This window comes from Glycomyces mayteni (assembly GCF_042428885.1).
In the GTDB taxonomy this organism is placed as follows: domain Bacteria; phylum Actinomycetota; class Actinomycetes; order Mycobacteriales; family Micromonosporaceae; genus Glycomyces; species Glycomyces mayteni.
The window spans coordinates 469831-495360 of sequence record NZ_JBHMBP010000004.1; the positions used below are offsets into that span (position 1 = coordinate 469831).

Annotated in this window: 27 protein-coding genes; 1 reads left to right on the forward strand and 26 read right to left on the reverse strand. The window is 68.9% G+C overall.

What is annotated here, in order from left to right; all coding sequences use genetic code 11:
* Positions 1–69: 69 nt before the first annotated feature.
* The 26 genes from ACFFXY_RS17405 to ACFFXY_RS17530 all read right to left on the reverse strand — a co-directional run bounded on the left by ACFFXY_RS17405 (position 70) and on the right by ACFFXY_RS17530 (position 23803).
* Entirely contained in the window at positions 70–846 is a 777-nt protein-coding gene (locus ACFFXY_RS17405; RefSeq protein WP_382353202.1) for an ABC transporter permease, read from the reverse strand.
* A 10-nt stretch (positions 847–856) separates the two neighbouring features.
* Positions 857–1687, reverse strand: a complete 831-nt coding sequence (locus tag ACFFXY_RS17410; protein ID WP_382353205.1) for an ABC transporter permease — start codon at positions 1685–1687, stop codon at positions 857–859.
* A gap of 12 nt (positions 1688–1699) precedes the next feature.
* Positions 1700–2506 carry an ABC transporter permease gene (locus ACFFXY_RS17415; protein WP_382353208.1) on the reverse strand — a complete coding sequence of 269 codons (807 nt, stop codon included), beginning with the start codon at positions 2504–2506 and terminating at the stop codon, positions 1700–1702.
* Positions 2496–3284 (reverse strand): ABC transporter permease, encoded by a 789-nt coding sequence (locus ACFFXY_RS17420; protein WP_382353211.1) that lies wholly within the window; start codon positions 3282–3284, stop codon positions 2496–2498. The genes ACFFXY_RS17415 and ACFFXY_RS17420 overlap by 11 nt, the downstream gene beginning before the upstream one ends.
* A gap of 3 nt (positions 3285–3287) precedes the next feature.
* Positions 3288–4118: an ABC transporter permease gene (locus tag ACFFXY_RS17425; protein WP_382353214.1), complete on the reverse strand. Its 831-nt coding sequence runs from the start codon at positions 4116–4118 to the stop codon at positions 3288–3290.
* Complete coding sequence (locus ACFFXY_RS17430) at positions 4111–4908, reverse strand: ABC transporter permease (protein WP_382353217.1); 798 nt, start codon at positions 4906–4908, stop codon at positions 4111–4113. Before ACFFXY_RS17430 ends, ACFFXY_RS17425 begins: the two co-directional genes overlap by 8 nt.
* The gene (locus ACFFXY_RS17435) at positions 4905–5903 is read right to left on the reverse strand and encodes an ABC transporter ATP-binding protein (RefSeq protein WP_382353220.1); all 999 of its coding nucleotides are present in this window, start codon (positions 5901–5903) and stop codon (positions 4905–4907) included. The genes ACFFXY_RS17430 and ACFFXY_RS17435 overlap by 4 nt, the downstream gene beginning before the upstream one ends.
* Positions 5854–6804: an HTTM domain-containing protein gene (locus ACFFXY_RS17440; protein ID WP_382353223.1), complete on the reverse strand. Its 951-nt coding sequence runs from the start codon at positions 6802–6804 to the stop codon at positions 5854–5856. The genes ACFFXY_RS17435 and ACFFXY_RS17440 overlap by 50 nt, the downstream gene beginning before the upstream one ends.
* Entirely contained in the window at positions 6801–7271 is a 471-nt protein-coding gene (locus tag ACFFXY_RS17445) for a hypothetical protein (RefSeq protein ID WP_382353226.1), read from the reverse strand. Before ACFFXY_RS17445 ends, ACFFXY_RS17440 begins: the two co-directional genes overlap by 4 nt.
* Before the next feature lie 43 nt (positions 7272–7314).
* On the reverse strand, positions 7315–8220 hold the full coding sequence (locus ACFFXY_RS17450) for an HTTM domain-containing protein (protein WP_382353229.1): 906 nt from the start codon (positions 8218–8220) through the stop codon (positions 7315–7317).
* Positions 8217–8681: a hypothetical protein gene (locus ACFFXY_RS17455; protein WP_382353232.1), complete on the reverse strand. Its 465-nt coding sequence runs from the start codon at positions 8679–8681 to the stop codon at positions 8217–8219. The genes ACFFXY_RS17450 and ACFFXY_RS17455 overlap by 4 nt, the downstream gene beginning before the upstream one ends.
* A 33-nt stretch (positions 8682–8714) precedes the next feature.
* Complete coding sequence (locus ACFFXY_RS17460) at positions 8715–9122, reverse strand: thiol-disulfide oxidoreductase DCC family protein (RefSeq protein WP_382353235.1); 408 nt, start codon at positions 9120–9122, stop codon at positions 8715–8717.
* Positions 9123–9133: 11 nt separating this feature from the next.
* Positions 9134–9952: a shikimate dehydrogenase gene (locus ACFFXY_RS17465; RefSeq protein WP_382353238.1), complete on the reverse strand. Its 819-nt coding sequence runs from the start codon at positions 9950–9952 to the stop codon at positions 9134–9136.
* A complete protein-coding gene (locus ACFFXY_RS17470) occupies positions 9949–11217 on the reverse strand; it encodes an endolytic transglycosylase MltG (protein WP_382353241.1) in 1269 nt (422 codons plus the stop codon). The genes ACFFXY_RS17465 and ACFFXY_RS17470 overlap by 4 nt, the downstream gene beginning before the upstream one ends.
* Before the next feature lie 8 nt (positions 11218–11225).
* Positions 11226–11705: a Holliday junction resolvase RuvX gene (ruvX, locus tag ACFFXY_RS17475; protein ID WP_382353244.1), complete on the reverse strand. Its 480-nt coding sequence runs from the start codon at positions 11703–11705 to the stop codon at positions 11226–11228.
* Positions 11706–14387, reverse strand: coding sequence for an alanine--tRNA ligase (gene alaS / locus ACFFXY_RS17480; RefSeq protein ID WP_382353248.1), 2682 nt, complete (start codon positions 14385–14387; stop codon positions 11706–11708).
* Between the two features lie 19 nt (positions 14388–14406).
* Positions 14407–14703: a hypothetical protein gene (locus ACFFXY_RS17485; RefSeq protein WP_359954837.1), complete on the reverse strand. Its 297-nt coding sequence runs from the start codon at positions 14701–14703 to the stop codon at positions 14407–14409.
* A gap of 52 nt (positions 14704–14755) precedes the next feature.
* The gene (locus tag ACFFXY_RS17490; RefSeq protein ID WP_382353253.1) at positions 14756–15265 is read right to left on the reverse strand and encodes a DUF948 domain-containing protein; all 510 of its coding nucleotides are present in this window, start codon (positions 15263–15265) and stop codon (positions 14756–14758) included.
* Positions 15266–15401: 136 nt separating this feature from the next.
* Positions 15402–15962 carry a hypothetical protein gene (locus ACFFXY_RS17495; RefSeq protein WP_382353256.1) on the reverse strand — a complete coding sequence of 187 codons (561 nt, stop codon included), beginning with the start codon at positions 15960–15962 and terminating at the stop codon, positions 15402–15404.
* On the reverse strand, positions 15952–17355 hold the full coding sequence (locus tag ACFFXY_RS17500) for a replication-associated recombination protein A (protein WP_382353259.1): 1404 nt from the start codon (positions 17353–17355) through the stop codon (positions 15952–15954). The genes ACFFXY_RS17495 and ACFFXY_RS17500 overlap by 11 nt, the downstream gene beginning before the upstream one ends.
* Before the next feature lie 102 nt (positions 17356–17457).
* Complete coding sequence (locus ACFFXY_RS17505; protein ID WP_382353262.1) at positions 17458–18330, reverse strand: hypothetical protein; 873 nt, start codon at positions 18328–18330, stop codon at positions 17458–17460.
* Between the two features lie 160 nt (positions 18331–18490).
* Entirely contained in the window at positions 18491–19819 is a 1329-nt protein-coding gene (locus ACFFXY_RS17510) for a serine/threonine-protein kinase (protein ID WP_382353265.1), read from the reverse strand.
* A gap of 217 nt (positions 19820–20036) precedes the next feature.
* Positions 20037–21833, reverse strand: a complete 1797-nt coding sequence (gene aspS / locus ACFFXY_RS17515; protein ID WP_382353269.1) for an aspartate--tRNA ligase — start codon at positions 21831–21833, stop codon at positions 20037–20039.
* Positions 21834–21996: 163 nt separating this feature from the next.
* Positions 21997–22515: an SAV_6107 family HEPN domain-containing protein gene (locus ACFFXY_RS17520; RefSeq protein WP_382353272.1), complete on the reverse strand. Its 519-nt coding sequence runs from the start codon at positions 22513–22515 to the stop codon at positions 21997–21999.
* Positions 22516–22769: 254 nt separating this feature from the next.
* Positions 22770–23150 carry a tetratricopeptide repeat protein gene (locus ACFFXY_RS17525; RefSeq protein ID WP_382353275.1) on the reverse strand — a complete coding sequence of 127 codons (381 nt, stop codon included), beginning with the start codon at positions 23148–23150 and terminating at the stop codon, positions 22770–22772.
* Between the two features lie 38 nt (positions 23151–23188).
* Positions 23189–23803 (reverse strand): hypothetical protein, encoded by a 615-nt coding sequence (locus ACFFXY_RS17530; protein WP_382353278.1) that lies wholly within the window; start codon positions 23801–23803, stop codon positions 23189–23191.
* 17 nt (positions 23804–23820) lie between these two features.
* On the opposite strand from ACFFXY_RS17530, the gene ACFFXY_RS17535 reads away from it, so the two are divergent.
* Positions 23821–25320, forward strand: a complete 1500-nt coding sequence (locus ACFFXY_RS17535; RefSeq protein ID WP_382353281.1) for a recombinase family protein — start codon at positions 23821–23823, stop codon at positions 25318–25320.
* Positions 25321–25530 lie beyond the last annotated feature (210 nt).

The following is a 25530-nucleotide window of genomic DNA, read 5'->3' on the forward strand; positions in this document are numbered from 1 at the left end:
GCCTCCGGGCAACGGATGCCACGTTAGCGGATCGCCCCAGGCGCGCGCAAGCCTTTTATTCCCCGGGTCTCAGTGCCCCGCGGAGTCGTAGGCGCGCAGGCCCGTGTTGAAGACGAACTGGGCCAATGACGCCGACATGACCGCAACGCCCACGCTCCCGAGGATCGCCCAGGGCGCGTAGTGGCCGGTGAGGACGCCTACCGGGACCACCGAGACGAAGGCGAAGGGAAGTACGAATGTCAACGAGGCTCGGACCGCGACGGGGTAGATCTCCAACGGGTAGCGCACGAGTTCCTCTTGCGCTTTCATCACCGCCGAGGCGACGGTGGAGCTCCGGCCCTTCGCCCAGAAGTTGACGGCGTTGCCGATCGTCACAATCGACACATTGATAACCACCGCGCATCCGAGTAGGAGCAGCGCGACGGGCAGGCCCCACGGGCTGATGCCCGCGCCGATCCACCCGACGGCGATAGTCGCGATGGCGATCGACGCATTGCCGAAGCCCTGGGCGCCGAACTGGCCCGATGCCACTTGGAAGAGCACCGGGACGGGTCGGCACAATTGGTAGTCCAAGTTGCCGCCCACCACAAGCTTCCCGGTGTCCCAGATGCCGTTCCAAAGCAGCGAGATCGAGGACCGCGACAGCGACAGGAAGCCTACGAGCATCAGCATTTCGAAGTAGTCCCAGCCTGCGATCGTGTCGACGTTGGCGAACAGCAGGGTGAAGAAGGCGAACACCAGTACCTGGTAGACCAGGCCCGCGCCCATCATCACCCAGAAGTCGGCGGGGTACTCGCCGTAGGAGCGGAGGTGCGCGGACAACTGGCGGAAGTACGCTGCGGCCACATGTCGCGGGTCAACCCCCATGAACGGTCACCTGCTTGATCTGGTGGCGCCACAAGAGTCTTCCAGTTCCCCACAGAACGACGGTCCAGAGAGCCTCGGCGAGAAGCAGGCCGATCGCCTCCGCGTGGTCCACCCGACCAAGATAGATGGCGGCGGGGGCGGCGGCGTAATGCACGAACGGCAGACACCAGGCGAGCGTCTCCAGCCAGTGCGGCATCAGCGACAGCGGCATCATCATTCCCGACATGAAGGTGACCAAGGTGTCCTGCGCCCACTTGAAGCTCATATAGCGGCGTGTCCAAAAGCAGACGAGTATGCCCATGTAGTTGACGCCGAAGACGAGTGGAACCAGCATGACCAGGCTCAGGCAGGCGAGTGCCGCAGCGGTGGCGGATTCCGGTGGAGCAGGGCGGAAGACCAACCAAACCGCCGCGCAGCCGAGTGCGCCTGCGGGCACGGCCGCGGCCACGCTGCCGAAGAACTCAGCCGCTCTGGTGCGCTGGAAGTCGACGGGCTTGGTCAAGTCGATGGCGATGTCGCCGTCCAGGATGCGATTCGCGATCAGTTCTTCGGTGCCGGACCAAGCGAGGGTGGAGGTGACGAAGCAGATCATCAGGTAGGCCTGCATCGAGCTCCAGTCGTACCCTCCGAGCTCGCCGTCGCCTATGAGCTCCGACCAGACCGCGAACCCGACCATCAGCGCGAGGGAACTGGCGAGGAGTCCCGAAAGCCAGTTCACCCGGTAGACGGTCTGCCGCTTGAACGAAGCAGCGGCGAGTGCCAGCCCGAAGGCGGCCCGGCGAAGTAACGAGTCGGGGCGGAGAGCTGAGCTTGGTTTCATTGTTCCTTCTTGTCAGTGCCCCGCGGAGTCGTAGGCGCGCAGGCCCATGCGGAAGACCCAGACGGCGAGGGCCGCGCAGACGGCGGCCGCGACGGGGACGGCGGCGATCCACCAGGGGTCGAGGCGGCCGGTGAGGATCTGCGCCGGGATGAAGCTGGCGAACGCGAGCGGGAGGCCGAAGGTGAGGACGAGGCGGACCGCGGCGGGGAAGATCGTCAGCGGGAAGCGCATGGCCTCGTTCTGGAGTTCGGTGACCATGAACGCGATGATCGGGGAGCGGCCCTTCATCCAGAAGTTCACGGCGTTCGACATCGTCAGCAGCGAGGCTTGGATGACGATCGCGCACACCATGAGGAGCAGGCCCGTGGGCACCGCGGCCCAGCCGAGGCCCGCGCCGACCCAGCCGATGCCGAGCATGACGAGGCCGAGGGTGGCCTCGCCGAAGACCTGCATGCCGACGTGCTTGGAGCCGACCTGGACGAGGACGGGCGCGGGCCGGGTGATCCGGTAGTCCATGTCGCCCTCGACGATCATCTTCCCGGTGTCCCAGATGCCGTCCCAGAACAGGGCCGTCGAGGACCAGGAGGTGGCGAGGAACCCGGCGAGCACGAGCATCTCGTGGTAGCCCCACCCGGCGATGGTGTTGACGTTCCCGAACAGGATCGCCAGGAACGCGAACAGCATGATCTGCCAGAACGTCCCGGACACGGCCATGACCCAGAAGTCGGCCGGGTACTCGCCGATCGAGCGCAGGTAGGCGCCGATCGAGCGGCGGTAGACCCCGAACGCGTGCCGGGGGCCGAAGACGTCAGCCGCCATGGACGGTCACCTTCTTCACGAGTTGCGACCAGATGAGCTTGCCGACGACCCACAGGCCGAGGGCCCACGCCGCCTGCGCGGCGAGGAGGCCGAGCGCCCCGGCGGTGCCGACGCGGCCGAGGTAGATCGAGGCGGGCGTGGTGGTGAAGTGCACGAACGGGAGCGCCCAGGCGACCCCCTGGAGCCACACCGGCATGAGCGTGAGCGGCACCATCATCCCCGAGAAGAACGCCAGCATCGTGTCGCGGGCCCACTGGATGCCCAGGTAGCGCTGGGTCACGAAGCAGGTCAGGACCGACAGGTAGTTGATGCCGAACGCCAGCGGGAAGATGAGCAGGACGCTCACGGCCGTGAGGCCCGCCGCGAGCGGCGAGACCGGCCCGGCGGGCCGGAACAGCAGGGCCGCCGCGACCGTGCCGAGGATCGCCGCGGGGACCGAGGCGACCATGCCGCCGATGTACTCCCCCGCGCGGGCGCGCTGGAAGTCCACGGGCTTGGTGAGGTCGACGGCCACGAGGCCGTCGAGGATGCGGTTGGCCATCTCCCAGTCGGAGCCGGCCCACGCCAGGGTCGAGGTGAGGAAGCCGATGATGAGGTACGCCTTCATCGCCTGCCAGTCGTAGCCGCCCATCTCGCCGTCGCCGATGAGGTGGCTCCACACCGCGAGCCCGGCGAGGAGCGACCAGCCGCCGAACAGGACCGAGAAGATCCACGTGGACTTGTAGGCGATCTTGCGCTTGAAGGAGATCGTCGCGAGCGCGATGTCGACGCTTGCCATGTGTCAGTGTCCAGACGAGTCGTAGGAGCGCAGCCCGAGCCGGTACACGCCGAGTGCGCCGAGGGCTGACGCGGCGGCGGCCACGGGCGGGCCGATGAGCCACCAGGGGCCGAGGTGGCCGGTGAGGACCGCGACGGGCACGAAGTTGACGAAGGCGACCGGGAGCACGAACATGGTCACGATCCGCACCGCGGCCGGGAACAGCCCCAGCGGCAGCGTCATGGCGTTGTGCTGGAGGTCGAGCATCACGAACGCGAACACCGAGTTGGTGCCCTTGATCCAGAAGCACACCGCGCTCAGCATCGTGATGAGCGAGCACTCGATGACGATCGCGCACGCCAGGCCGAGGACGCCCGCGGGGATCGCGGCGGCGCCCATGCCGGCGCCGATCCAGCCGTAGGCGACCACGACGAGGCCGACCCCGACCTCCCCGAAGCCCTGCATGCCGATGTGCGAGGTCGCGACCTGCACCACGACCGGCGCGGGCCGGGTGATGCGGTAGTCGATCTCGCCCTTGAGGACGTACGTGCCGGTGCTCCACACGCCGTCGCACAGCAGCGCGGTCGAGCCCGAGGCGACGATGAGGAGCCCCGAGAGCATGAGCATCTCGTGGTAGCGCCAGCCCGCGACGTCGGGCACCGCGTTGAACAGGACCGTGATGAACGCGAACTGGAGGACGTTCCACATCACGCCCGCCGAGGCCATGACCCAGAAGTCCGCCGGGTACTCGGTGATCGCGCGGATCTGCGCGAGGAGCGAGCGCCCGTAGACGCCGCCGACATGGCGCACCGTGTTGGCGCGCAAGGGTTCGCCGCGGAGCATCGTGTCAGCCACCGTGCACCGTCACCTTCTTGACCGCCTGGTTGAAGATCAGGCGCGCCCCGAACCACAGCCCTGCGGCCCAGGCCGCCTCGGCCGCGAGGAGCCCGAGGGCGCCCGCGGTGTCGACGTGCCCGAGGTAGATCGCCGACGGCGTGGTCGTGAAGTGCGGGAACGGCAGGGCCCAGGCGACGGCCTGGAGCCAGGAGGGCATGAACGCCAAGGGGACCATCATCCCGGAGAAGAAGCTGAGGAGGGCCTCGCGCAGCCACATGACGCCGAGGTACCGCTTGGTCCAGAAGCACACCAGGACCGTCAGGTACGTGATGCCGAACGCCAGCGGGAACACCAGGACGAGACTGACCGCGGTGAGGGCCCCGGCCGTCGCGGAGACGGGGCCGGGCGGGTCGAACAGCAGCCAGGCGCCGAGGACGCCGAGGGCCACCGTGGGGATCGTGGAGCACATCGAGCCGACGTACTCGGCGGCGCGGGCCCGCTGGAAGTCCACGGGCTTGGTCAGGTCGATCGCGACGTGGCCGTCGAGGATGCGGTCGGCGATGTGCCAGTCGGCCGCGCCGAAGACCATCGTCGCGGTGATGAACCCGATGATGATGTACGCGCGCATCGCGTCCCAGTCGTAGCCCGACAGCGCCCCTCCGGAGAGGAGCTCGCGCCACATCGCCATCGAGACGAGCATGGCGCCGCCGCCGAGGACCAGGCCCACCAGCCACTGGGTCTTGTAGGCCAGGCGGCGCTTGAACGCGATGACCGCGAACGCGCGGTCGACCGCGAAAGCACTGGTCACTTGGTGAGTTCTCCCGCGTAGAGGCGGCGGATGACGTCCTCGATGCTGGGCTCGGACAGCGACAGGTCGCGGGGCGCGAGCTGCGCGGTGAGCCCGCCGAGGACCTCGGCGGTGGTGAAGCGGCCCGACTCGTACGTGACGACCACTTCGCTGGGGGCCTCGCCCGCGGCCCACTCGTACTGCGGGAACCGCAGTTCGAGGGCGGGGACGTCGGCGGGCTCCTCCAGGAACAGCTTGACGGCCTTGGTGGTGATGTAGTGGGCCTTGAGCTGCGCGATGGGACCGTCGTAGGCGACCGCGCCCTTGTCGATGACCACGATCCGCTCGCAGACCTCCTCGATGTCGGCGAGGTCGTGGCTGGTCAGCAGCAGCGTCGTCCCGTCGTCCACCAGCTCGCGCAGGAACGCCCGCAGGCGGTCCTTCACCGAGATGTCCAGGCCGATCGTCGGCTCGTCCAGGTAGACCATCTTGGGCGCGTGGATGAGCGCGCACGCCAGGTCCGCGCGCATCCGCTGCCCCAGCGAGAGCGTCCGCGCCAGCGCGGGCATGAACTCGCCGAGGTCCAAGAGCTCGTCGAAGCGCGCGATGCGGGCTTTGTAGTCGGCGTCGGAGACCCCGTACATGTGCTTGAGGAGCTTGAGGGACTCCTCGACCGGCAGGTCCCACCACAGCTGGGTGCGCTGGCCGAAGAGCACGCCGATGTCGTGCGCGTTGGCGATGCGCTCGGTGTGCGGGTCGCGGCCCATCACCCGGACGGTGCCCTCGGAGGGGCGCAGGATGCCGGTGAGGAGCTTGACGGTGGTGGACTTGCCCGCGCCGTTGGGTCCGACGTACGCGACGGACTCGCCCGGCTCGATCGTGAGGTCGATGCCGTCCACCGCGGTGTAGTTCTTGTACTTGCGCTGGGCGAGGTGCTTGACCGCGCCCTTGAACCCGGAGGCCTTGTCAGGTCGCCGGAAGATCTTGGTGAGGTTGCGGGCTTCGAGAATCGGCATCCTTCAACGGTATGGAAATTGGCGCGGATTCCTCAACTCGTTTCCCGCGCTTCAGCCTGCGAACCAGGTCACGGGGCGAAACGCGTTCCAGGGGAAGGAAGCAGGCCATGGCGACCATATGGGGCAGGAAGCTGATGCCCACGGCGAGGTACACGGAGACGTGGAAGCAGTACAGGAACACCACGGCCGCGTACTTGAGGCGCTTGGCGGCGATGAACATGATGACGGGGGTGAGCAGCTCGAAGGAGACCATGCCCCACTGGACGGCGCGGAGCATCCACGGGTAGTCGAGCATCCAGGTGGAGAACTCGGTGCCGCGGCGGATGATCGCCCACGTCATGGTCGCGGAGTTCACCCATTCGAAGCCGCCGTAGCGGAACTTGGCCCAGGCGGCGAAGAAGTAGGTGCAGATGACGCCGATCTGCACGAGGTTGAAGCCCCAGCCGACGTGCTCGGAGAGGTGCTCGCGGTCGCCCCACTTGGCTTTGGGCATGGTGGGCAGGAGGAACAGGAGCAGCAGGAACGCGAACTTGCCGTGGTCGACCTTCCCGTAGGACATCGCGATGATCATCCACTCGAAGTACGCGGCGGCGACGATCCAGCCGAAGAGGCGCGGCTTCCAGCCGAACATCATGGGGACGGTGGCCGCGAGCAGGACGACGAGGGTGCCGACGACGATCCAGTAGTCGGGGACGGGGAAGATCGGGAGGACCCGGGCGATGAACAGCGGCTGGTACAGCTCGCCGGGGACGTGGCGGTGGCCGAGGATCCACGGCATGTACCACCACCAGTCGACCCAGATGAACGCGCCGGCGAGGAACCGCATGGCGGCGACGCGGCCGAGCGCGACGGGCTGGAAGAACCAGCCGACGGCCTTCTGCCGCAAGGGGAGCTGGGTCATGCGTCGTCTCCGTCCCGGGTGTAGGAGGCCTCGACGACTTCGACGACCTCGCCGGTCTGGTGGCCGTCCTTGAGCTCGTAGCGGCGCTCGATGATCTCGACGGTGACGATCTCGGGTTTGCCGGGGTTGGCGTTCTCGTACGCCTGCGCGACGTACTCCAGGAGCGAGGGGTCCTCGATGAAGCGGCTCTTCTGGCCTTCGAGTTCGGCGCGGCGGAACCCGGTGACGCCCTCGGTGAGCTTGAAGCGCTCGCCGTCCTCGTTCACGGCTTCGACGCGGGTCGATCCGGCCCAGCCGTCGAGGTCCATGGAACCGGAGTACATCTTGAAGGGCGCGAACGGGAAGTAGTCGTCGCCGCCCCAGAAGGTGGTGGCGGTGACGAGCGCGAGGACGACCATGGTGATCGAGACGCGCAGGACGCGCCCCTTCGGCCGGACCCTGGAGATACGGGGTAGGTATGGGGACACGGCAAGAGTATGGCACGGGCCCGCCACAAGGGGCGGACCCGCGTCAGGCCTCGAACTGGGGTTCGGGTTCGCGGGTCGTCGCGTCACCGCCGCGGCGGCGGTCCTTGAGGCGGCGGGCGATCGCCTTGGGGTCGATGCGCTCCAGCGGCAGGAAGCAGGCCATGGCGACCAGGTGCGGCAGGAAGCTGATGCCGATCCCGACGAAGACCGCGACGTGGAAGCAGTAGAAGAACGCGACGATCGCGTACTGCACCCGCTTCCACTTGTACACGAACAGGACGACCGGGGTGAGCAGCTCGAACGCGATCATGCCCCACTGCGCGGCGTGCAGCATCCACGGGAAGTCGAGCATCCACTCCGAGAAGACGGTGCCGCGGCGGATGATCGCCCACGTGAACACCCCGGAGTTGGCCCAGTCGAACCCGCCGTAGCGGAACTTCGCCCACGCCGACAGGAAGTACGTGAGGACCACGGCGATCTGCACGAGCTTGAAGCCCCACCCGGCGCGCTCGGAGAGGTGGACGCGGTCGCCCCACTTCGCGTGCGAGGGCATGAGGCACAGCACGAGGAGCAGGGTCATGAACCCGAAGCTGGCGTGGTCGACCTTCCCGTACGAGTTTGCGATGACCATCCACTCGAAGTAGGCGACGAACAGGATCCACCCGAACAGCTTGGGCCGGTAGCCGAGCATCATGGGGACGGCGGCCGCGAGCATGACGACGAGCGTGCCCGTGACGATCCAGTAGTCGGGGGTCGGCAGCGGCAGGACGCGGCCGACGAACAGCGGCTGGTACAGCTCGCCGGGGACGAAGCGGTGCCCGAAGATGAAGGGCATGTACGCCCACCACTCGATCCACACGTAGAGCCCCGCGAGGAACCGCATGGCGGCGACCCGGCCCAGCGGCACGGGCTCGAAGAAGAAGCCGTTCACGGCGCTGCGGACGCTCACGCGGGCCCCTCCTCGGTCCAGGCGGCGACGACCTCTTCGGTCTCCTCGCCGGTGCGCACGCCGTCGACCAGCTCGTAGCGCCTGGTGACGATCTCGGCGGCGACGATCTCGGGCTCGCCGGGGTGCGCGGCCTCGTACGCCTCGGCGATGTACGCGAGGAGGTCGGGGTCCTCGCGGAAGCGCGTCAGCTGCCCTTCGAGTTCGGCCCGGCGGAACCCGGTGTCGTTGTCGCTGATGGCGATCCGCTCCCCCTCGGCGTTCTCCAGGAACACGTTGGTGCTGTCGGCCCAGCCGTCGGTGTCGTGGGCGCGGGAGTACATCTTGAAGGGCGCGAACGGGAAGAAGTCGTCCTCGCCCCACACGGAGGTCGCCATGAGCGCCAGGACCATCGCGAGGGCGGCACTGACTCTGACGATCCGGCCGGTGCGCGTCAGGGGACGTTCGGTGCGGTCAGCGGACATCGGGGAAGTATGGCACGGGGGCCGCGGCCGAGGTCAGCCGCCGCTCTGCTGCCCGCGGAGGCGGTCGCGCTCGGCCTGCGGCAGCGAGCACGCGGCCGTGCCGCCGGGGAGGCGGTGCCGGTTGCGCGCGATGAGCCGGTACACCGGCCACGCGAGCCACGACACGGGCTTGAGCGACAGGACCCACCCGATGGGCTTCCAGTACCACTGGGCGCGGCGCAGGAGCACCGCGATCGCGTCGGGGCCCGAGCGCTGGAAGTGCTCCTCGATCCACATGACGGCGGCCTCGGCCTCCTCCTGGGTGACGCCGAGCGCGTCCAGGTCGGTCCACTGCCACGGGACGACGCGCGCGGTCGTGCGCACGTGCTTCTCCAGGAAGTTCGCCGACGTGGTGCAGAACGCGCAGTCGCCGTCGTAGAGGAAGACGTGGTGATCGTGCATGGTCGGGTCCTTCACTCGGTCCGGGACGGGACCGCGTCGTAGAGTGCGCGGCGCATCGCCGCCACCGGGGCGTCCGCGACGCCCGTGAACTGCGTCCACTGGCGCACCGCCTGCGCGAGCAGGAGCGCGAGACCGTCGAGGACGCGCACGCCCTGCGCTTCGGCGCCCGCCGCGAGCGGCGTCGGCCACGGGTCGTACAGGATGTCGAACAGGACGGCGTCGGCGGACCAGTCGGGCCGCAGGTCGTCGGTGACCCCCTTCGGGACCGTCGCGACGACGAGGTCGGCCCGCCCGGCCCGGGCGGCGTCCTCCCAGTCGGCGGCCCTCAAGCGTAGCCCCAGTCGCGCGGCGACGGGTTCGAGCTCGCGCACGGCCTCGCGGCGCCGCGCGTACACGGTGACCGAGGACGCGCCGAGCTGCTGCGCGGCCGCGAGCGCCCCGCGCGCGGACCCGCCCGCGCCGAGGACCGCGACCTCCTCGGCCTCCTTCATGCCGATCTCCGCGAGCGCGTCGACCATCCCGGGCGCGTCCGTGTTGTCGGCGAGGCGGCGCCCGCCGCGCAGGACGAGCGTGTTGGCCGCGCCGGTCGCCTCGGCGACCGCGGTGGCCTCCGCGGCGACGTCGAGCGCGACCTCCTTGAGCGGCATGGTGAGCGACAGGCCCGCCCACGAGTCGTCCAGGCCGTCCACGAACGCGGCCAGGCCCGACTCGTCGCACTCGTGCCGCGTGTAGGTCCAGTCGGCGAGGCCCGCCGCGGCGAACCCGGCGTTGTGGATGACCGGCGAGAGCGAGTGCCCGATGGGCTTGCCGAGGACGGCGGCCTTCATCATTGGATGCCGTTCTCCTCGGCGATCTCGATGTTCGCCTGGTGCTCCTCGTAGGTCGCGGCGAACAGCGCCGAGCCGTCGTCGTAGGCGGTCACGAAGAACAGCCAGTCGCCCGCCTCCGGTTCGACCGCCGACGCGAGGGCGGCCGCGCCGGGGTTGGAGATCGCGCTCGGCAGGTACCCGGCGTGCTCGACCGCCGAAGGGGACCACGGGTTGTCGGGGTCGCGCATGACCGCGCCCCAGTCGATGTCCTCGCCGGAGGTGATCGCGTCCTCGCCGTTGAGCAGGCGCCCGTAGTTCCAGATGGCTTCGGACTCGAAGCAGTTGCAGTTGGTCTGCTCGTGGTCGTACGGGTTCAGGTACATCTTGTTGTACATGACCTGGGCGATCTTCGGGTCGTCGGTCGCGATGCCGGACTCGGACTGGACGATGGACGCGATCTGGAGCGCCATCCACGGGTAGATCTTGAACTCGCCGTTCGTCGGCGGGTAGAACGTCTGGTTCTCCATGGCGCTCGGGTCGTAGTCCGGGTCGGGGTTCGGGATCGACGCGAGCTTGTCGAGGAAGCCGATCTCGGTGATCGTCTCGTTGAACCGCTTGACCATCTCCGTGAGCATGTCGACCGCGGTCCACGTCTCGTCGAACTCGTACGCCGACGGGAACAGGAAGCCCTCCACGGACTTCACCTGCCGCTCCGAGAAGCCCTCGAACCAGATCGGGTCCACCCCGAGCGCCTCCGGGTCCTGCGCCGCGGCCTCGAAGTCCGCGATCGGCACGCCCGTATAGGAGGAGAGGATCTCGTAGACCTCGAAGGACCGCTTGCCCTCGGGGATGACGACGTGGTCCATCGTGAGGTTCGCCGGGTCGGTCATGAACGCCAGCGCGGACGCGGCGGACATCTCCTCCTCCATGGCGTAGGAGCCCGCCTGGATGGAGGTGCCGGAGTCGCCGTCGTCCTCGGAGGCGTTGACGAACGCCTTCGCGGAGGCCACGACCCCCTGCGCTTCGAGCTCGTCGGCGATGTTCGAGACGAGCCACCCGGACTCGACGGTGATCATCACCTGGTTGCCGTTGCCGTCGCCGGTGAAGTCCTCGGCGACGAAGTAGTCCTTGACGATGTTGTTGTACGCCCACCAGCCGCCGACGCCGAGGACGCCGAACAGCGCGACGACCAGGGTCATGGCGACCAGGGATTTGCCGGAGTCCTTGCGGCGGTGGCTCCGGGGCGCCGCCGAGCGCTCGTCCTCGGTCCTGAAGTCCCCGAGCATCCTTGTCCCTACCTCCGCCGCCGGTCCAACCATGTCTGGAGGATCTCGACCGCGGCCGCCTGGTCGACGATGGAGCGCTTCCGCTTCCCTCGCACCCCGCCCTCGTTCAGGCGGCGGGTGGCGACGGCGGTGGTCATGCGCTCGTCGGTCAGGGTCACCGGCGTTGGCGAGACGTGGTCGGCGAACTGCTCCACCCAGGCTCGGGTGTGGGCGGCTGCCGGCCCCTCCTCACCCGAAAGAGTAACCGGTAGGCCGACGACGATTTCGACCACATCGTATTCCCGTGCCGTTTCGGCGATTTCTTGAATATCGGCCGGAATGTTCTCACCAGCGGTTTTGAGGTCGCGACGAACCGTCGCGACGGGAGTGGCGAGGAGCCCGTCCGGATCGCACACGGCGACCCCGATGCGGGCCTTGCCGAGATCGATGCCGAGACGGCGGCCCCGCACCCACTCGGTTGGTGCGGGGCCGCTCGAAGCGTCTGCCATCTACGCGGCGATGGCGCGGACGACCGCGTCCAGGAGCTGCGGGGCCTGGTCGGCGGGGACGCCGCCGCCCTGCGCCACGTCGTCGTTGCCGCCGCCCTTGCCGGACAGCGCGGCCTTCACGAGCGCCGCCGCCGAGACGTGCTGCGCCTTCGCGGCCGCGTTCGCCGCGACGACGATGCTGGCCTTGCCGCCCGCGGTCGCGACGACCGCCGCGACGCCGGGCTGGTCCTCGGGCAGGTGCCCGCGGATCTGCATCGCGAGGTTGCGCACGTCGCCGCCCTTGGTGCCCTCGGGCGCCTGGACCGCGGCGACCTTCACGGCCCCGACCTGCTTCGCGTTCTGCGCGAACTCGGACGCGCGGCCCGACACCAGCTTCGCCTGGAGGCCCGCGAGCTCGCGCTCGGCGTCCTTGGAGCGCTGGAGGATCGCGCGGACCCGTTCGAGCACGTCGCCCCTTTGAGCGCCCAGTTCCTCGGCGATCTGCGAGACGAGGTCGCGCTCACGGGCGAGGTAGCGGTACGCCTCCATGCCCGTGGCGGCCTCGACGCGCCGCTGCCCGGACCCGACCGAGGACTCGCCGGTGAGGACCAGCGGGCCGATCTGCGCCGAGTGGGACACGTGCGTGCCGCCGCAGAGCTCGCGCGACCAGGGGCCGCCGATCTCGACGACGCGGACGGTCTCGTCGTAGGTCTCGCCGAACAGGGCGACCGCGCCGAAGTCCTTCGCCTCGGGCAGGGTCATGTACTTGACGGAGACGGGCAGGTCGTCGCGGACGGCCTTGTTGGAGACCTCCTCGATCTCGCTGCGGGTCTCGTCGGAGAGCTTGGAGCGCCACGAGAAGTCCAGGCGCAGGTAGCCGGGCCGGTTGAACGAGCCGGACTGGAGCGCCGTCGGGCCGAGCACCTCGCGCAGGGCCGCGTGCACCACGTGGGTGCCCGAGTGCGCCTGGCGGGCGCCGAGGCGCCACTCCGAGTCGACCTCGGCCTCGACGCGGTCGTCGAGGACCAGTTCGCCTTCGAGGACGCGGACCTGGTGGACCACGAGCTTCTTGACGGGCCGCTGCACGTCCACGACCTCGCCGAAGAAGCTCGGGCCGGTGAGCTTGCCCGCGTCGGCGTGCTGGCCGCCGGACTCCGCGTAGAACGGGGTCCGGTCGAGCACGACCTCCACGATCTGCCCGGACTTCGCGACCGGCACCGGCTTGCCCTCGGAGAGGATGCCGATGACGCGGGACTCGGTCACCAGGCCCTCGTAGGCCTTCCAGTCGGTCGGGCCCTGCTCCTGGAGGAGCTGCCAGTACGCGGACAGGTCCGCGTGGCCGGTCTTGCGCGCGGCGGCGTCGGCCTTCGCGCGCTGGCGCTGCTCGGTCATGAGCTGCCGGAAGCCGTCCTGGTCGACCGAGAGGCCCTGCTCCTCGGCCATCTCCAGGGTCAGGTCGATCGGGAAGCCGTACGTGTCGTGCAGCTCGAACGCCTTGGACCCGGACAGGGTCTTGCCGCCCTCGGTCTTGGTCTCGGCGACCGCGGTGTCGAGGATGGTCGTGCCGTGCTTGAGGGTCTTCAGGAACGCCTCCTCCTCGCCGTACGCGTAGGAGGAGATGCGATCGAAGTCCTGCGCGAGCTCGGGGTAGGACTTGCTCATGCAGTCGCGGGCCACGGGGAGCAACTCGGGCAGCGCGGGCTTGTCGTAGCCGAGGAGGCGCACGGAGCGGATCGCGCGGCGCATGATGCGGCGCAGCACGTAGCCGCGGCCCTCGTTGGAGGGCACGACGCCGTCGCCGATGAGCATGAGCGCGGAGCGCACGTGGTCGGCGATGACGCGGAAGCGGATGTCGTCCGGGTGCGACTCGGAGGCGGTGTGCGAGGTGGAGACGCCGTAGCGCTTCCCCGTCAGCTCCGACGCCTTGTCGATGAGCGGGCGGACCTCGTCGATCTCGTACATGTTGTCGACCCCTTGGAGGATCGACGCCATGCGCTCCAGGCCCATGCCGGTGTCGATGTTCTTCTTGGGCAGGTCGCCGAGGATCTCGTAGTCCTTCTTGGCGGGTCCCGCGCCGCGCTCCTGCTGCATGAACACGAGGTTCCAGAATTCGAGGTAGCGGTCCTCGTCGACCTCGGGGCCGCCCTCGGGGCCGTAGTCGGGCCCGCGGTCGTAGTACAACTCGGAGCAGGGGCCGCAGGGTCCGGGGATGCCCATGGACCACATGTTGTCTTCCTGGCCGCGGCGCACGATCCGGTCCAGCGGGAGCCCGATCTGCTTGTGCCAGATGTCGATCGCCTCGTCGTCGTCGAGGTAGACCGTGGCCCAGACCTTGTCGCCGTCCAGTCCCAGGCCGCCTTGTTCGACAGACCCGGTGGTCAGGTCCCAGGCGTAGCGGATCGCCTGCTCCTTGAAGTAGTCCCCGAAGGAGAAGTTGCCGTTCATCTGGAAGAACGTGCCGTGGCGGGAGGTCTTGCCGACCTCGTCGATGTCGGGCGTGCGGATGCACTTCTGCACCGACGCCGCGGTGTCCCACGGGGGCTTCGCCTGGCCGAGGAAGTAGGGCACGAACTGGACCATGCCCGCGTTGATGAACAGCAGGTTCGGGTCCTCGATCGCCGGCAGCGGTGCGCTGGGGACCACCGTATGGCCGTTGGACTCGAAGAACTTCAGAAACCGGCGTCGGATTTCAGCGGTCTCCATGGGGCACCTCCTTCAAGGTCTAGAACTGCCGGCCGTACAGGGCGCGGTCGTCGTCTTCTTCTTCGTCTTCGGTGAGCAGCGGCGAGATGTCGTCGCCGCGCTCGATCGCGTCGTAGAGCTCGGCCTCCTTGGCCTGCTTGGCCTCGGAGACGTCGGCCCAGAACGACTTGAGCGATTCCCTCATTCCAGCACCGGCATCGCCGATCCGCTCCGCGACCCCGCCCGGAGTGACCGACTCCGCGGCCTTCGTGAGCTTCCGGACCACCACGACGCCGACCACGACACCGATGCCTACCCAGATCATCCGCTTGAGCACGGGGACCCCTCAATCCGTTTTCTGAGTGTTGCTACTTCGCGGCGCGGCCGCATCATTTCGCTGCGCGGCGACGGGCCTTCGCGGCCCGCTTCGACTCGCGCTTGGTCTGGCGGGACGCCTCGACCATGCGGCGGACCTGGTCCTCGTCGTAGCCCTGGTTGCGCTTCTTCACGGCCGTGCGGAGGCCGAAGCCGAACGCGGCGGCCTTGACCAGCGGCGAGCCGACGGCCGAGACGACCAGGCTCGTGATGTTCGCGACGTTCGAGGAGATGTGCGCGGCGTTCCCGGTGATCGCCGAGACCTTCTCCAGTTCGCCTTCGACCTGCACGAGGGAGGCGTTCACGTTGTCGAGCGTCGCGTTCGCGTTGCGCAGGATCGGGCCGATCTCGTGGTCGACCTTGTCGAGGATGCCGTTGACGCGGGTGACCGTGCCGTTGAGCTTTCGGATGAGACCGACCGCGAGCATGAGGCTGAAGATGAAGAAAGCGACCGCGGCGATCAGCAGCGCGATCTCCCACACGCCCACGTTGTTGAACTCCACTGCCAACGTCTCGCCTGGCACAGCTCTTCCCCCTTGCTGAAGCATGTCTGCCGACCGGTGCGGCTGTTGATTCTGACCCGGTTCTCGCGTAGAAGCGACGCAGCCACGACCTTACCTTGCGGGATCGGACATCCGACGCAACGGGGCGCGGCCCGGCCTATCCCGCTTCGGCGAGCTCGCGCCGGTCCTCTGCCAGGCGCGGGAGGGCCGCCTGGGCGGCGACGACGGCGGTGACCTCCGAGCCGACGCACAGCTCGTACCGGTCGCCGCACTCGACGGGGACGACCCACAGTTCGAGGTACAGCTCGTCGCGCACGTAGCAGCCCTCTTCGCCGATGCCGCCGACGCAGGTCCCGGGCTCGGCCGGGGCCCATCCGGCGTTGAGGACGGCCTCCCAGTACACCTGCGAGGTGTCCTCGACGGTGCCCTCGGACTCCCAGGTGCGCATGCGGACCCGGCACTCCCCCAGGCACCAGCGCGAGCCGTACGTCTCGTCGGCGACGCTGACGGCGGCCCAGGCGGGGACGGCGAGCTCGTCGGCGGCGCGGCGGGTCGGATCGACGGTGACGGCGCGGCCGAGGAACAGGACCGCGGCCACGAGCAGGACCGCGGAGACGCCGATCGCGACCACGCCCATGCGCAGCCGCTCGATCCGGGCCCCGGTCCCCTCCAGCGCCGCCGCGAGGCGGCCGGGCCGCGGCGGGCGGTCAGTCGCCATCGGCGCCCCGGCCCTCGTCGGCCTTGCGGACGATGCGGCGGAGCTTGTCCAGGCGCGGCCCGATCTCGGCCTCCAGGCCGTGGCGGGTGGGCCGGTAGTAGTCGCGTCCGGCGACGACGTCGGGCGCGTACCGCTGCGGGACCACGCCGCGCGGGTCGGCGTGCGGGTAGACGTAGGCCGCGCCGTGGCCGAGGTGCTTCGCGCCGCCGTAGTGGGCGTCGCGCAGGTCCGGCGGGACCGGGCCGATCTTCCCTTGGCGCACATCGCGAATCGCTTCGTCGATCGCGGTGATGACCGCGTTGGACTTGGGGGCGGTCGCGAGGTGGGCGACGGCCTGCGCGAGGTTGATGCGGGCCTCGGGCATCCCGATGCGCTCGACCGCGGTCGCGGCGGCGGTGGCGGTCTGGAGCGCGGTCGGGTCGGCCATGCCGACGTCTTCGGACGCGAAGATGACCAGGCGCCGGGCGATGAACCGCGGGTCCTCCCCGGCGACGACCATGCGGGCCAGGTAGTGCATCGCGGCGTCGACGTCGGAGCCGCGGAGGCTCTTGATGAACGCGGAGGCGACGTCGTAGTGGCCGTCGCCGTCCCGGTCGTAGCGGACCGCGGCCGTGTCGATCGCGGCCTCCACGACCGCGACGGTGATGACGTCGTCATCGCCCACGGACAGCGCGGCGGCTTCGAGGGCGGTCAGGGCCTTGCGGGCGTCCCCGGCGGCGGTGCGCACGAGGTGCTCGCGGGCCTCCGGTTCGAGGGTCACCTCGCCGTTCAGGCCGCGCTCGTCGGCGACGGCGCGGTCCACGAGCTCGCCGACGTCGGTGCCGTCGAGCTCCCGGAGCGTCAGGAGCACGCAGCGGCTGACCAGCGGCGCGACCACGGAGAAGTAGGGGTTCTCGGTGGTGGCGGCCAGGAGCGTGATGGTGCGGTCCTCGACGGCCCCGAGGAGGGAGTCCTGCTGGGTCTTGGTGAAGCGGTGGACCTCGTCGATGAACAGGATCGTCTGCGGGCCGCCGGTGCGGCGGATGCGGCGGGCCTCGTCGATCGCGGCGCGCACGTCCTTGACGCCGGAGTTCAGGGCCGACATCGCGCGGAAGCGCCGGTCGCCGGACTGGGCGACGAGGTGCGCGATCGTGGTCTTCCCGGAGCCGGGCGGGCCCCACAGGATCACCGAGAGCGGCTGGCGGCCCTCCACGACCTGCCGCAGGGGCGACCCGGCGCCGAGCAGGTGGTCCTGGCCGACGAGCTCGTCGAGCGCGCGGGGGCGCATGCGCACCGCGAGCGGCTCGTCGCCGGTGGCGGCGCCGGTGCCGAGGATGCCCGACTGCTGCGGCTCTTGCGGCTGGGCGATTTCAAACAGGCCTGGTGCGTCCATCTCGCCTTCAGCGTAAGCCATGCGCATGAGCGGGACGCACAACTGAGGCGCCGGTGTGGGCCGGAAACCCCAGGGCCGCCGCACCGGACGGTGCGGCGGCCCTGGATCGATGCGGGGCGGGGCCTAGAAGCCGCCGCCCATGAAGCCGCCCGCGAACTCCTCGAACGGCACGAGGTTCTCGGTGGCGGGCGCTGCGATGTCGTAGGTGCCGCCGACCTCCACGACCTCGGAGGTCATCTCCATGGTCATGCCCTCGGTCTCGGGGAGGGTCATCGACATGGACTTGAGCAGGCCGTCGTCGTCGAGCGCCACGGTGACCTCGATCGACTCGATCGCGGCGGTGTCGGTGGCGGACGCGCCCTCGGTGAACGCGGCCATCGCCTCGGAGTCGGCGGCGAGCGTGCCGGTGAAGGTGTTGTCGCCGGTCTCCTCGACGTCCTCCAGGCTGCCGAGGATCGTCTCGGTCTGCGAGGCGAGGTCCATGCCGCCGAACTGCGAGTACACCTCGCCCATCTCGCCTTCGGTGATGTCCATGGTGAACCAGGCGTCGTCGCCGTACTCCTCGGCCATGCCGTCGAACATGCCGCCGCTGAACTGGAGGTACGCGGTGTCGCCGATGACGATGGTCTCGGTGTGCATGTCGCCGAACAGGGACGCCATGCTCGGGTCGATCTCCTCGCCGGAGGCTTCCGCCATGGCGCTCATGAGGATGTCGCCGGACGCGGCGGCGTTGTCGCCCTCGACGGTGGTCGTCATGGTGACGAACTCGGCGCCGTCGACGGTCATCGTCGACTCCATCTTGTACGAGTCGTTGTCCAGGCCGCTGAAGGCGGCCGCAACGGCTTCCTGCGGGGTCAGGGCCGCGGCGTTGTCGCCGTCGGTGTCGCCAGACCCGCCGGCGGTGTCGTTCTGGCCGTCGCCGCAGGCGACCAGGCCGAACCCGAGCGCGGGCACGGCCAGCGCGCCGACGAGGCGCATCTTGGTACGGGAGTGCATGGGTGTGCTCCTGGGGATTGGGGATCTCTGTTCCTGATCCGAGCTTAAGGGACGAGGACCAGGCGCCGGGGTCCCGACCAGTCGCGCGTGCGCGGTTGCACTAGGGGGAAATGGAAGCGGGCCGCGGATTCGATCCGCGGGCCGTCCCAGGGTTCGGCTGCTACTGCTGGGTGGCGCCTTCGGTGGTCGGCTCCTCGTCGCCGGTCGTCGGGCCCTCGGTCGTGGGCTCCTCCGTCGTCGGCTCCTCAGTGGTCGGCTCCTCGGTGGTGGGCTCCTCGGTCGTCGGCTCCTCGCTCGGCGACTCGGAGGTCTCCTCGTCGGTGGTCCGGTCCCAGTCGTCGTTGCTCTCTTCGGTGGTCTCGTCGTCCTCAGAGGGCGACTCGCTCTCGGAGGTCGCCTCCTCGCTCGAAGAGGACTTGTCGTCGGAGATGTTGCCGTTGTCGGCGTTGTTGTTCGCGTTGATCCACCAGATCAGGCCGCCGATGAGGGCCAGGGCGGCGACGACGCCAGCGATGATGAACCACATCGTGGCGCTCTTCTTCTCCTCGGTCTGGCCGAGCTGGCTCGTGGGCTGCGCGGCGGTGTCGCCGCCGGCGCCCGCGGCCATGGCGCCGCCGAGGAGGGCGGTCTGGTCGGAGCCGAAGTACTGGGTCTGCTGGCCGTCGGGCGGGGTCGATCCGGCGATGGGGATGCCGCCGGTGACGACGCGTCCTTCGCGGGCGGAGCGGGCCATGTCGGCGGCCGAGGCGTAGCGGGCCTTGGGGTCCTTCTGGAGGGCCTGGAGCACGACTTGCGCGACGCCGGGCGGGATGTCGCGGGACAGGGGCGGCGGGGCCTGGGTCATGTGGCCGTTCATGACCGCGACGGGCGTGTCGGAGACGAACGGCGGGCGGCCCATGAGGGCCTCGTAGGCGACGATGCCGAGCGAGTAGAGGTCGCTGGCGCCGGTCAGCTCGGCGCCGTTGAGCTGCTCGGGGGAGGCGTACGCGAGGGTGCCCATGACGGTGCCGGTCTCGGTGAGGCCGGAGGCGCCGCGGGCGGCGGAGATGCCGAAGTCGACGATCTTGGCGGCGCCGGTCTCCTCGTCGACGAGGAGGTTCGCGGGCTTGATGTCGCGGTGGATGATGTCGTGGCGGTGGGCCGTCTCCAGGGCGTCGGCCGCGGCGGCGGTGAACTGCATGACCTCGGCGGGCGGGAGCGGGCCGCGGTCGCGGAGGATCTCGGCGAGGGAGCGGCCGCGGACGAGCTCCATGACCAGGTAGGAGATGAGGCCGTCGTCGCCCTCCTCCTCGCCGTAGTCGTAGAGCGCGACGATGCCGGGCGACTGGAGCGCGGCGACGGCGCGGGCTTCGAGCTGGAACCGGGCGCGGAACTTGTCGCTGTTGGAGAGTCCGGCGTGCAAGATCTTGATGGCGACCGTGCGGCCGAGCCGGGTGTCGGTGCCCTTCCAGACCTCCCCCATGCCGCCCGCGGCCAGTCGTTCGTCCAATCGGTAGCGCCCCGCCACCGAGGTCCCGCTCTGCACGTCGAACCCGCTCCTCTTACTCCTGCATCGGCCGGATGTTACATATATCAGCCGTCAACGGGCCGCGGCCACTTCTCAAGGACTCCTGCCAGTTCGGAAAACGCTGAGGGGCGGCCGGGCACTCCGAAAACGAGTGCGGCCCGAGCCGTCGGCTCGGGCCGCGCACTACGACATCGTAGGGCTAAGAGGCAACGGGGTCGGTACCCGCTTCCTCCTCTTCCGTCTCCGGAACGTAGTCGATCCCGGCCTCTGCGCGCTGCTCGGGCGTGATCGGCGTCGGGGCCGAGGTCAGGGGGTCGAAGCCGCCGCCGGTCTTCGGGAACGCGATGACGTCGCGGATCGAGTCGGCCTTGGCGAGGATCGCGCACACGCGGTCCCAGCCCAGGGCGATGCCGCCGTGGGGCGGGGCGCCGTACTTGAGGCCGTCGAGGAGGAACCCGAACTTCTCGCGGGCGTCCTCGTGGGTGAGGCCGAGCACGTCGAAGACGCGGGACTGGACCGCGGCGTCGTGGATACGGATGGACCCGCCGCCGAGCTCGTTGCCGTTGCAGACGATGTCGTACGCGTAGGTGAGCGCGTTGCCCGGGTCGGTCTCGAACTTGCCGACCCATTCGGGGTTCGGCGAGGTGAACGGGTGGTGGATCGCGGTCCAGCCGCCGTCGTCGGTGGGCTCGAACATGGGCGCGTCGACGACCCAGCAGAACGCCCACGCGTCGGGGTCGATGAGGCCGGTGCGGCGGCCGACTTCGAGGCGGGCCGCGCCGAGCAGCTCCTGGGCCTCGCGGCGGTCGGTGCCCGCGGCGAAGAACACGGCGTCCCCGGCCTTGGCGCCGACGGCGTCGGCGAGCCCGGCGAGGTGCTCCTCGGAGAGGTTCTTGGCGACGGGGCCCTTCGGCTCGCCGGTCTCGGCGTTGAAGGTGATGTAGGCGAGGCCCTTGGCGCCGCGCGCCTTGGCCCAGTCCTGCCAGCCGTCGAGCTCCTTGCGGGTCTGGGCGGCGCCGCCGGGCATGACGACGGCGCCGACGTAGCCGCCCGCGTCGATCGCGCCGGCGAAGACGCGGAACTCGGTGCCGCGCAGGTAGCCGGTGAGCTCCACGAGCTCCTGGCCGAAGCGCAGGTCGGGCTTGTCGGAGCCGTAGCGGTCCATGGCGTCGTGCCACTGGAGGCGCGGGATCGGCAGCTGGATCTCGTGGTCGGCGAGCTCGGACCAGAGGGCCTTGACGATGCGCTCGCCCAGGTCGATGACGTCGTCCTGGTCGACGAAGGACGCCTCGATGTCGAGCTGAGTGAACTCGGGCTGGCGGTCGGCGCGGAAGTCCTCGTCGCGGTAGCAGCGCGCGATCTGGAAGTACTTCTCGAAGCCGCCGACCATGAGGAGCTGCTTGAACAGCTGCGGGGACTGCGGCAGCGCGTACCAGGTGCCGGGCTGGAGGCGCACGGGCACGAGGAAGTCGCGGGCGCCCTCGGGGGTGGAGCGGGTGAGCGTGGGGGTCTCGATCTCCACGAAGCCGTCCTCGACGAGGAGGTTGCGGGCGATGTGGTTGGCCTTGGAGCGCAGGCGGATCGCGTGCGTCGGGCCGGAGCGGCGCAGGTCGAGGTAGCGGTGGCGCAGGCGCACGTCCTCGGAGACGTCGACGTGGTCGTCGACCTGGAACGGCAGCGGGGCGGCCTCGGAGAGGACCGTCAGGGCCGTCGCGTTGATCTCGATCTCGCCGGTGGGCAGCTCGGGGTTCTCGTTGCCCTCGGGGCGGCGCGCGACGGTGCCGGTGACGGACACGCAGTACTCGTTGCGCAGCTTCTGGGCGGCCTCGGCGGCCTCCGAGTCGCGGAAGACGACCTGGACGACGCCCGAGGCGTCGCGCAGATCCACGAACTCGACCCCACCGTGATCGCGGCGACGCGCCACCCATCCGGCGAGGGTGACTTGCTGGTCGACGTCAGCGGCACTCAGCGTGCCGGCGAGGTGTGTCCGATACACGGCCTCAGAACCCCTTAGCGATTGTTGGACAGCGGGCGCCTGTCAAGCGCCGTCGCCAATCGTATAACCGCCGGTGCGCACGGGTCGCGCGCATATCGCCGGGCACGGCGGGGGTCACCCGGAGGTGGCGGGCCGTCAGCGAGCCCGTTCCCTCGCGTCCTTCTCAGCGCGCGAGCGCCGAGAACCCCAGTAGCCGCACCACCACGTCGAGGAAGCGCCGCGCGTCGGCGACGATGGAGTCGGCCTCCTCGGGCGTGACGATGTCGGGGATGCCCGCTTGGGCGAGCACCCGTTTGCGGGCCGTGCGGGCGAAGTGGGAGGCCCACTCCTCCAGTTCCGGCGCGACGTTGCGCAGGAGCTCCCAGGTGCTCGACGGGCGGCCGGGGCGGCGCCTGCCGGTGGCGTCCCCGGCGCGGACGGCGAGGACCGCGACGGCGACGCGCAGCGCCGCCATGTGGGCCTCGGCGTACCGCTCGCCGGGCCGCACGCGCTCGGCGGCGTCGTCGAGGTCGGCGCGGGCGGTGGCGAGCAGTTGCAGCGGGGAGCGGTTCGGCAACTGGTCGGCGGGGATGCGCAGCCGGGAGTTGGAGACGGTGCCGGCCTGCACGAGTCGGGGGGAGCCGGTGCCGGCGGTCGACACGGTCGATGCGGATCGGGTGGCTCCGGGTCGGGAAGCAGCCATGGTGGCCTCCTAAACCTCTGTTCGAACTTGCGTTCGAGAAACATGGAACCACAGGGGTACGACATTTCCAACCCCCAACTTCGCACAAAATCAGCGCATCGCTACGGATTGTCGCCCATCCGACAGGAGAAGCCTTGCGCGGCAAAGCGAAAGGGCCGCGGACTTTGCAGTCCGCGCCCCACTGTGTTCGCTTCCGCGCCATGCGGTGTTCGATCAGGGCCGGGCAGCCGCGCCGTGCCGCCCGGGAAAGGCGGCTACTCGGTGATCTCGTCCACGAGGCGCAGGTGCCCGCGCGCCTCGTCGTTGCGGCCCAGCCGCTGGAGGGTCCGGCCCAGGAGCATGCGGGCGTAGAAGTCCGCCGGGTTGGCCTCGACCATCTTCTCCGAGAGCGCCAGCGCCTTGTTCAGCTGCGCGGACTTGAAGTAGGCGCGGGCCGCCACGAGCATGACGTCCGGGTGCTCCGGGTGGTCGCGCAGGAGCGGCTCCAGGAACTTCAGGGCCGCGTGCGGGTCCTTCTTGGCGAGCATCTCCTCGGCGTCGCGCAGCCGCTGGGTCTCCTCGGGGACCCGGCGCTCGCGCGCGGCGGAGTCGATGAAGGCGGCGATCTGGTCGTCGGTGATGTCGTCGAAGCGCATTCGACCCTCAACACGCGAGGGCGCGCGGGCATTCCCGGTCAGTCGTTGCGCAGGGCCGCGCCGACGACGATGACGAGCTGGAGCAGGCCCAGGGCCGCCAGGAGCATCCACGCGGTGATGGCGATCGTCACCACGCCCTCGGTCCACTCGGCGTACTGGCCGCCCCCGGCGACGGCGATGACGCCGCACGCGCCCAGGCCCAGGGCCACCACTACCTCGCGGACCGAGCGCTCCCCCATGGTGGTCATGCCGAGGTCGTTCAGGCCGACCTGCCGGGCGCGCATGCGGGTGAGGACGTACATCCAGCACAGGGCGCCGGTGACGGCCACGGCCCAGCCGGGCGCGCCGAGGAGCCACAGGGCGAGCAGCCAGGCGCCTTCGGAGAGGCGCGCGGCGAGCGGTTCGAGGACGAGGACCCGCCGCGACAGGCTCGTGGAGCGGGCCGCCAGCAGCATGTAGGAGGCGTCGGCCAGCGCCGTGATCGCCAGCAGCGGCAGGGCGATGAGGACGACCGGGCCGCCGGTGACGACGCAGACGGGGATGAAGAGGCTCGCGGTGAGGCCGACGCCGACGACCGCGCCGGGCTGGAACCGCGTGGAGAGGATGACCCGGCCTACAAGGGAGTCGGCGGGCACTCTTCCCGAGAAGTACACTGATATACTCCCTGGTCATGGATACAATAAAGCTGATCCCAAGTCTCGGATCTATCCGCATCTCAAGACTTGACGATGACACTACCAGCCCCGTTCGTCAGCGCGGCGACCTGAACCAGGTGCCCGGCGTGAAGTACGTTGCCCTGGTTGAGGATCTAGACGTTTCGGCCTACAAGTTCAGCCCATTTGAGCGCCCGAAGCTCGGGCCGTGGCTTACGGAGCCCGAGAAGCTGGCTCGATATGATCAGCTCGTTGTCTGGAAGCTCGATAGATTTTGCCGGTCGATGAAAGACACGCGGGAAATGCAGCGATGGTCCGACAAGACAGGTAAGTCCCTGGTGTTCTTGAAAGACGACCTGACCTACAACCCCAATGCCACGGGCATTGGTCGGATCGTTAACGATGTGTTTATCACTATCGTAGCCGCGGCGGCGGAAATGGAGTCGTACAACACCTCTGTCCGGACGTCATCACTACATGTGCACTTGCGCGAAAAGCAATCGTGGCGCGGCGGCGCCTTGCCGTTCGGATACGAGGTCAAGAAAGAAGGGGATCGTAAGATCCTCGTTCCCTCCAAGAAGACGCACAAATTGTTTCTGAAGGTCGCCGACCGCATCATTGACAAGGAGTCTGTGTATGCGATTGTCGCGGATCTCAACGAAAAGAAAGAGCTTTCGCCTGCCGACTGGTCACGGGTGCTCCAGGGCAAGGACGCGAAGGGTACGCCGTGGCATGGCAAGACTATTCGCGGGCTGTTTGAGACTGACCTGCCCTTGGGCTACCAAATCATTAGCGAGCGGGTTGACGGCGTCCTCCGCCGCTATACCAACCGTGACGAGGACGGCAACCCGATTCAAGTTTGGGAGCCGCTGATTACCAAGGACAAGCTAGCAGAAGTCCGAACAGCGCTGTCAGAGCAAAGCACCGCTAAGCGCCCACACGTCAAGAAGCAGATAGGCCCGTTGCGTGAAGTCGTTATCTGCTACGACTGCGAGGCCAACATGGCGACAGTCAAAGACCCGCGGTCGAAAGAGGCCGCCTACCTTCGATGCTATCGAGCCTCAGACAAGAGCGGCAGGTGCAACAACACGGGCAATATCCCGATTTCCTACGCGTGGGCGTACCTTGAAAACTGGTTCGTCAACGAGCTAGGCCAAGAGCTAGTGTCCGAAGGACGCTACGTCAAATCCGACCCGAACGCGAAGCGGTTGGGCGACCTGACCTCCGAATGGGTCGCCGTCTCTGAGCAAGCGCAGCGGGCCAAGTCGCAAACGGCCCGGCAACGCCTTCAGACGCGCCTAGACGCCCTCGACGCGGCGATTGCAGACCTAGAGACCCAGGCAGCGTCTTCGGGCCGTTGGGAGGTTACACAGTCCTCGGAAACCAACGCTGAGAGGTGGCTCAGGTCGAACGATGAAGAACGCCGCGAGATGATTATCAAGGCGGGGCTGAAACTCCGAATCCGGCGCGAGCCGGGAACGAATGCGTACAAAATCCTTGACGTCTGGAACCACTAAACGCAAAAAGAGCCCCGGGCCATTAGGCCCGGGGCGGTTTCTTACTTGCTAGTCCATTCCGCTCGAAGGCGGATAAGTAGCTCGTCGGCTTCATCGGCGAATTTGCGAAGCGCCTCCGCAGCCTGCTTATGGTAAGGCTCACAACGGTCGGCAAAAGTGCGCTTTTGATCGATGTAAGTCGACAGGGCCGAAAGAATAGCGAACTTCTCT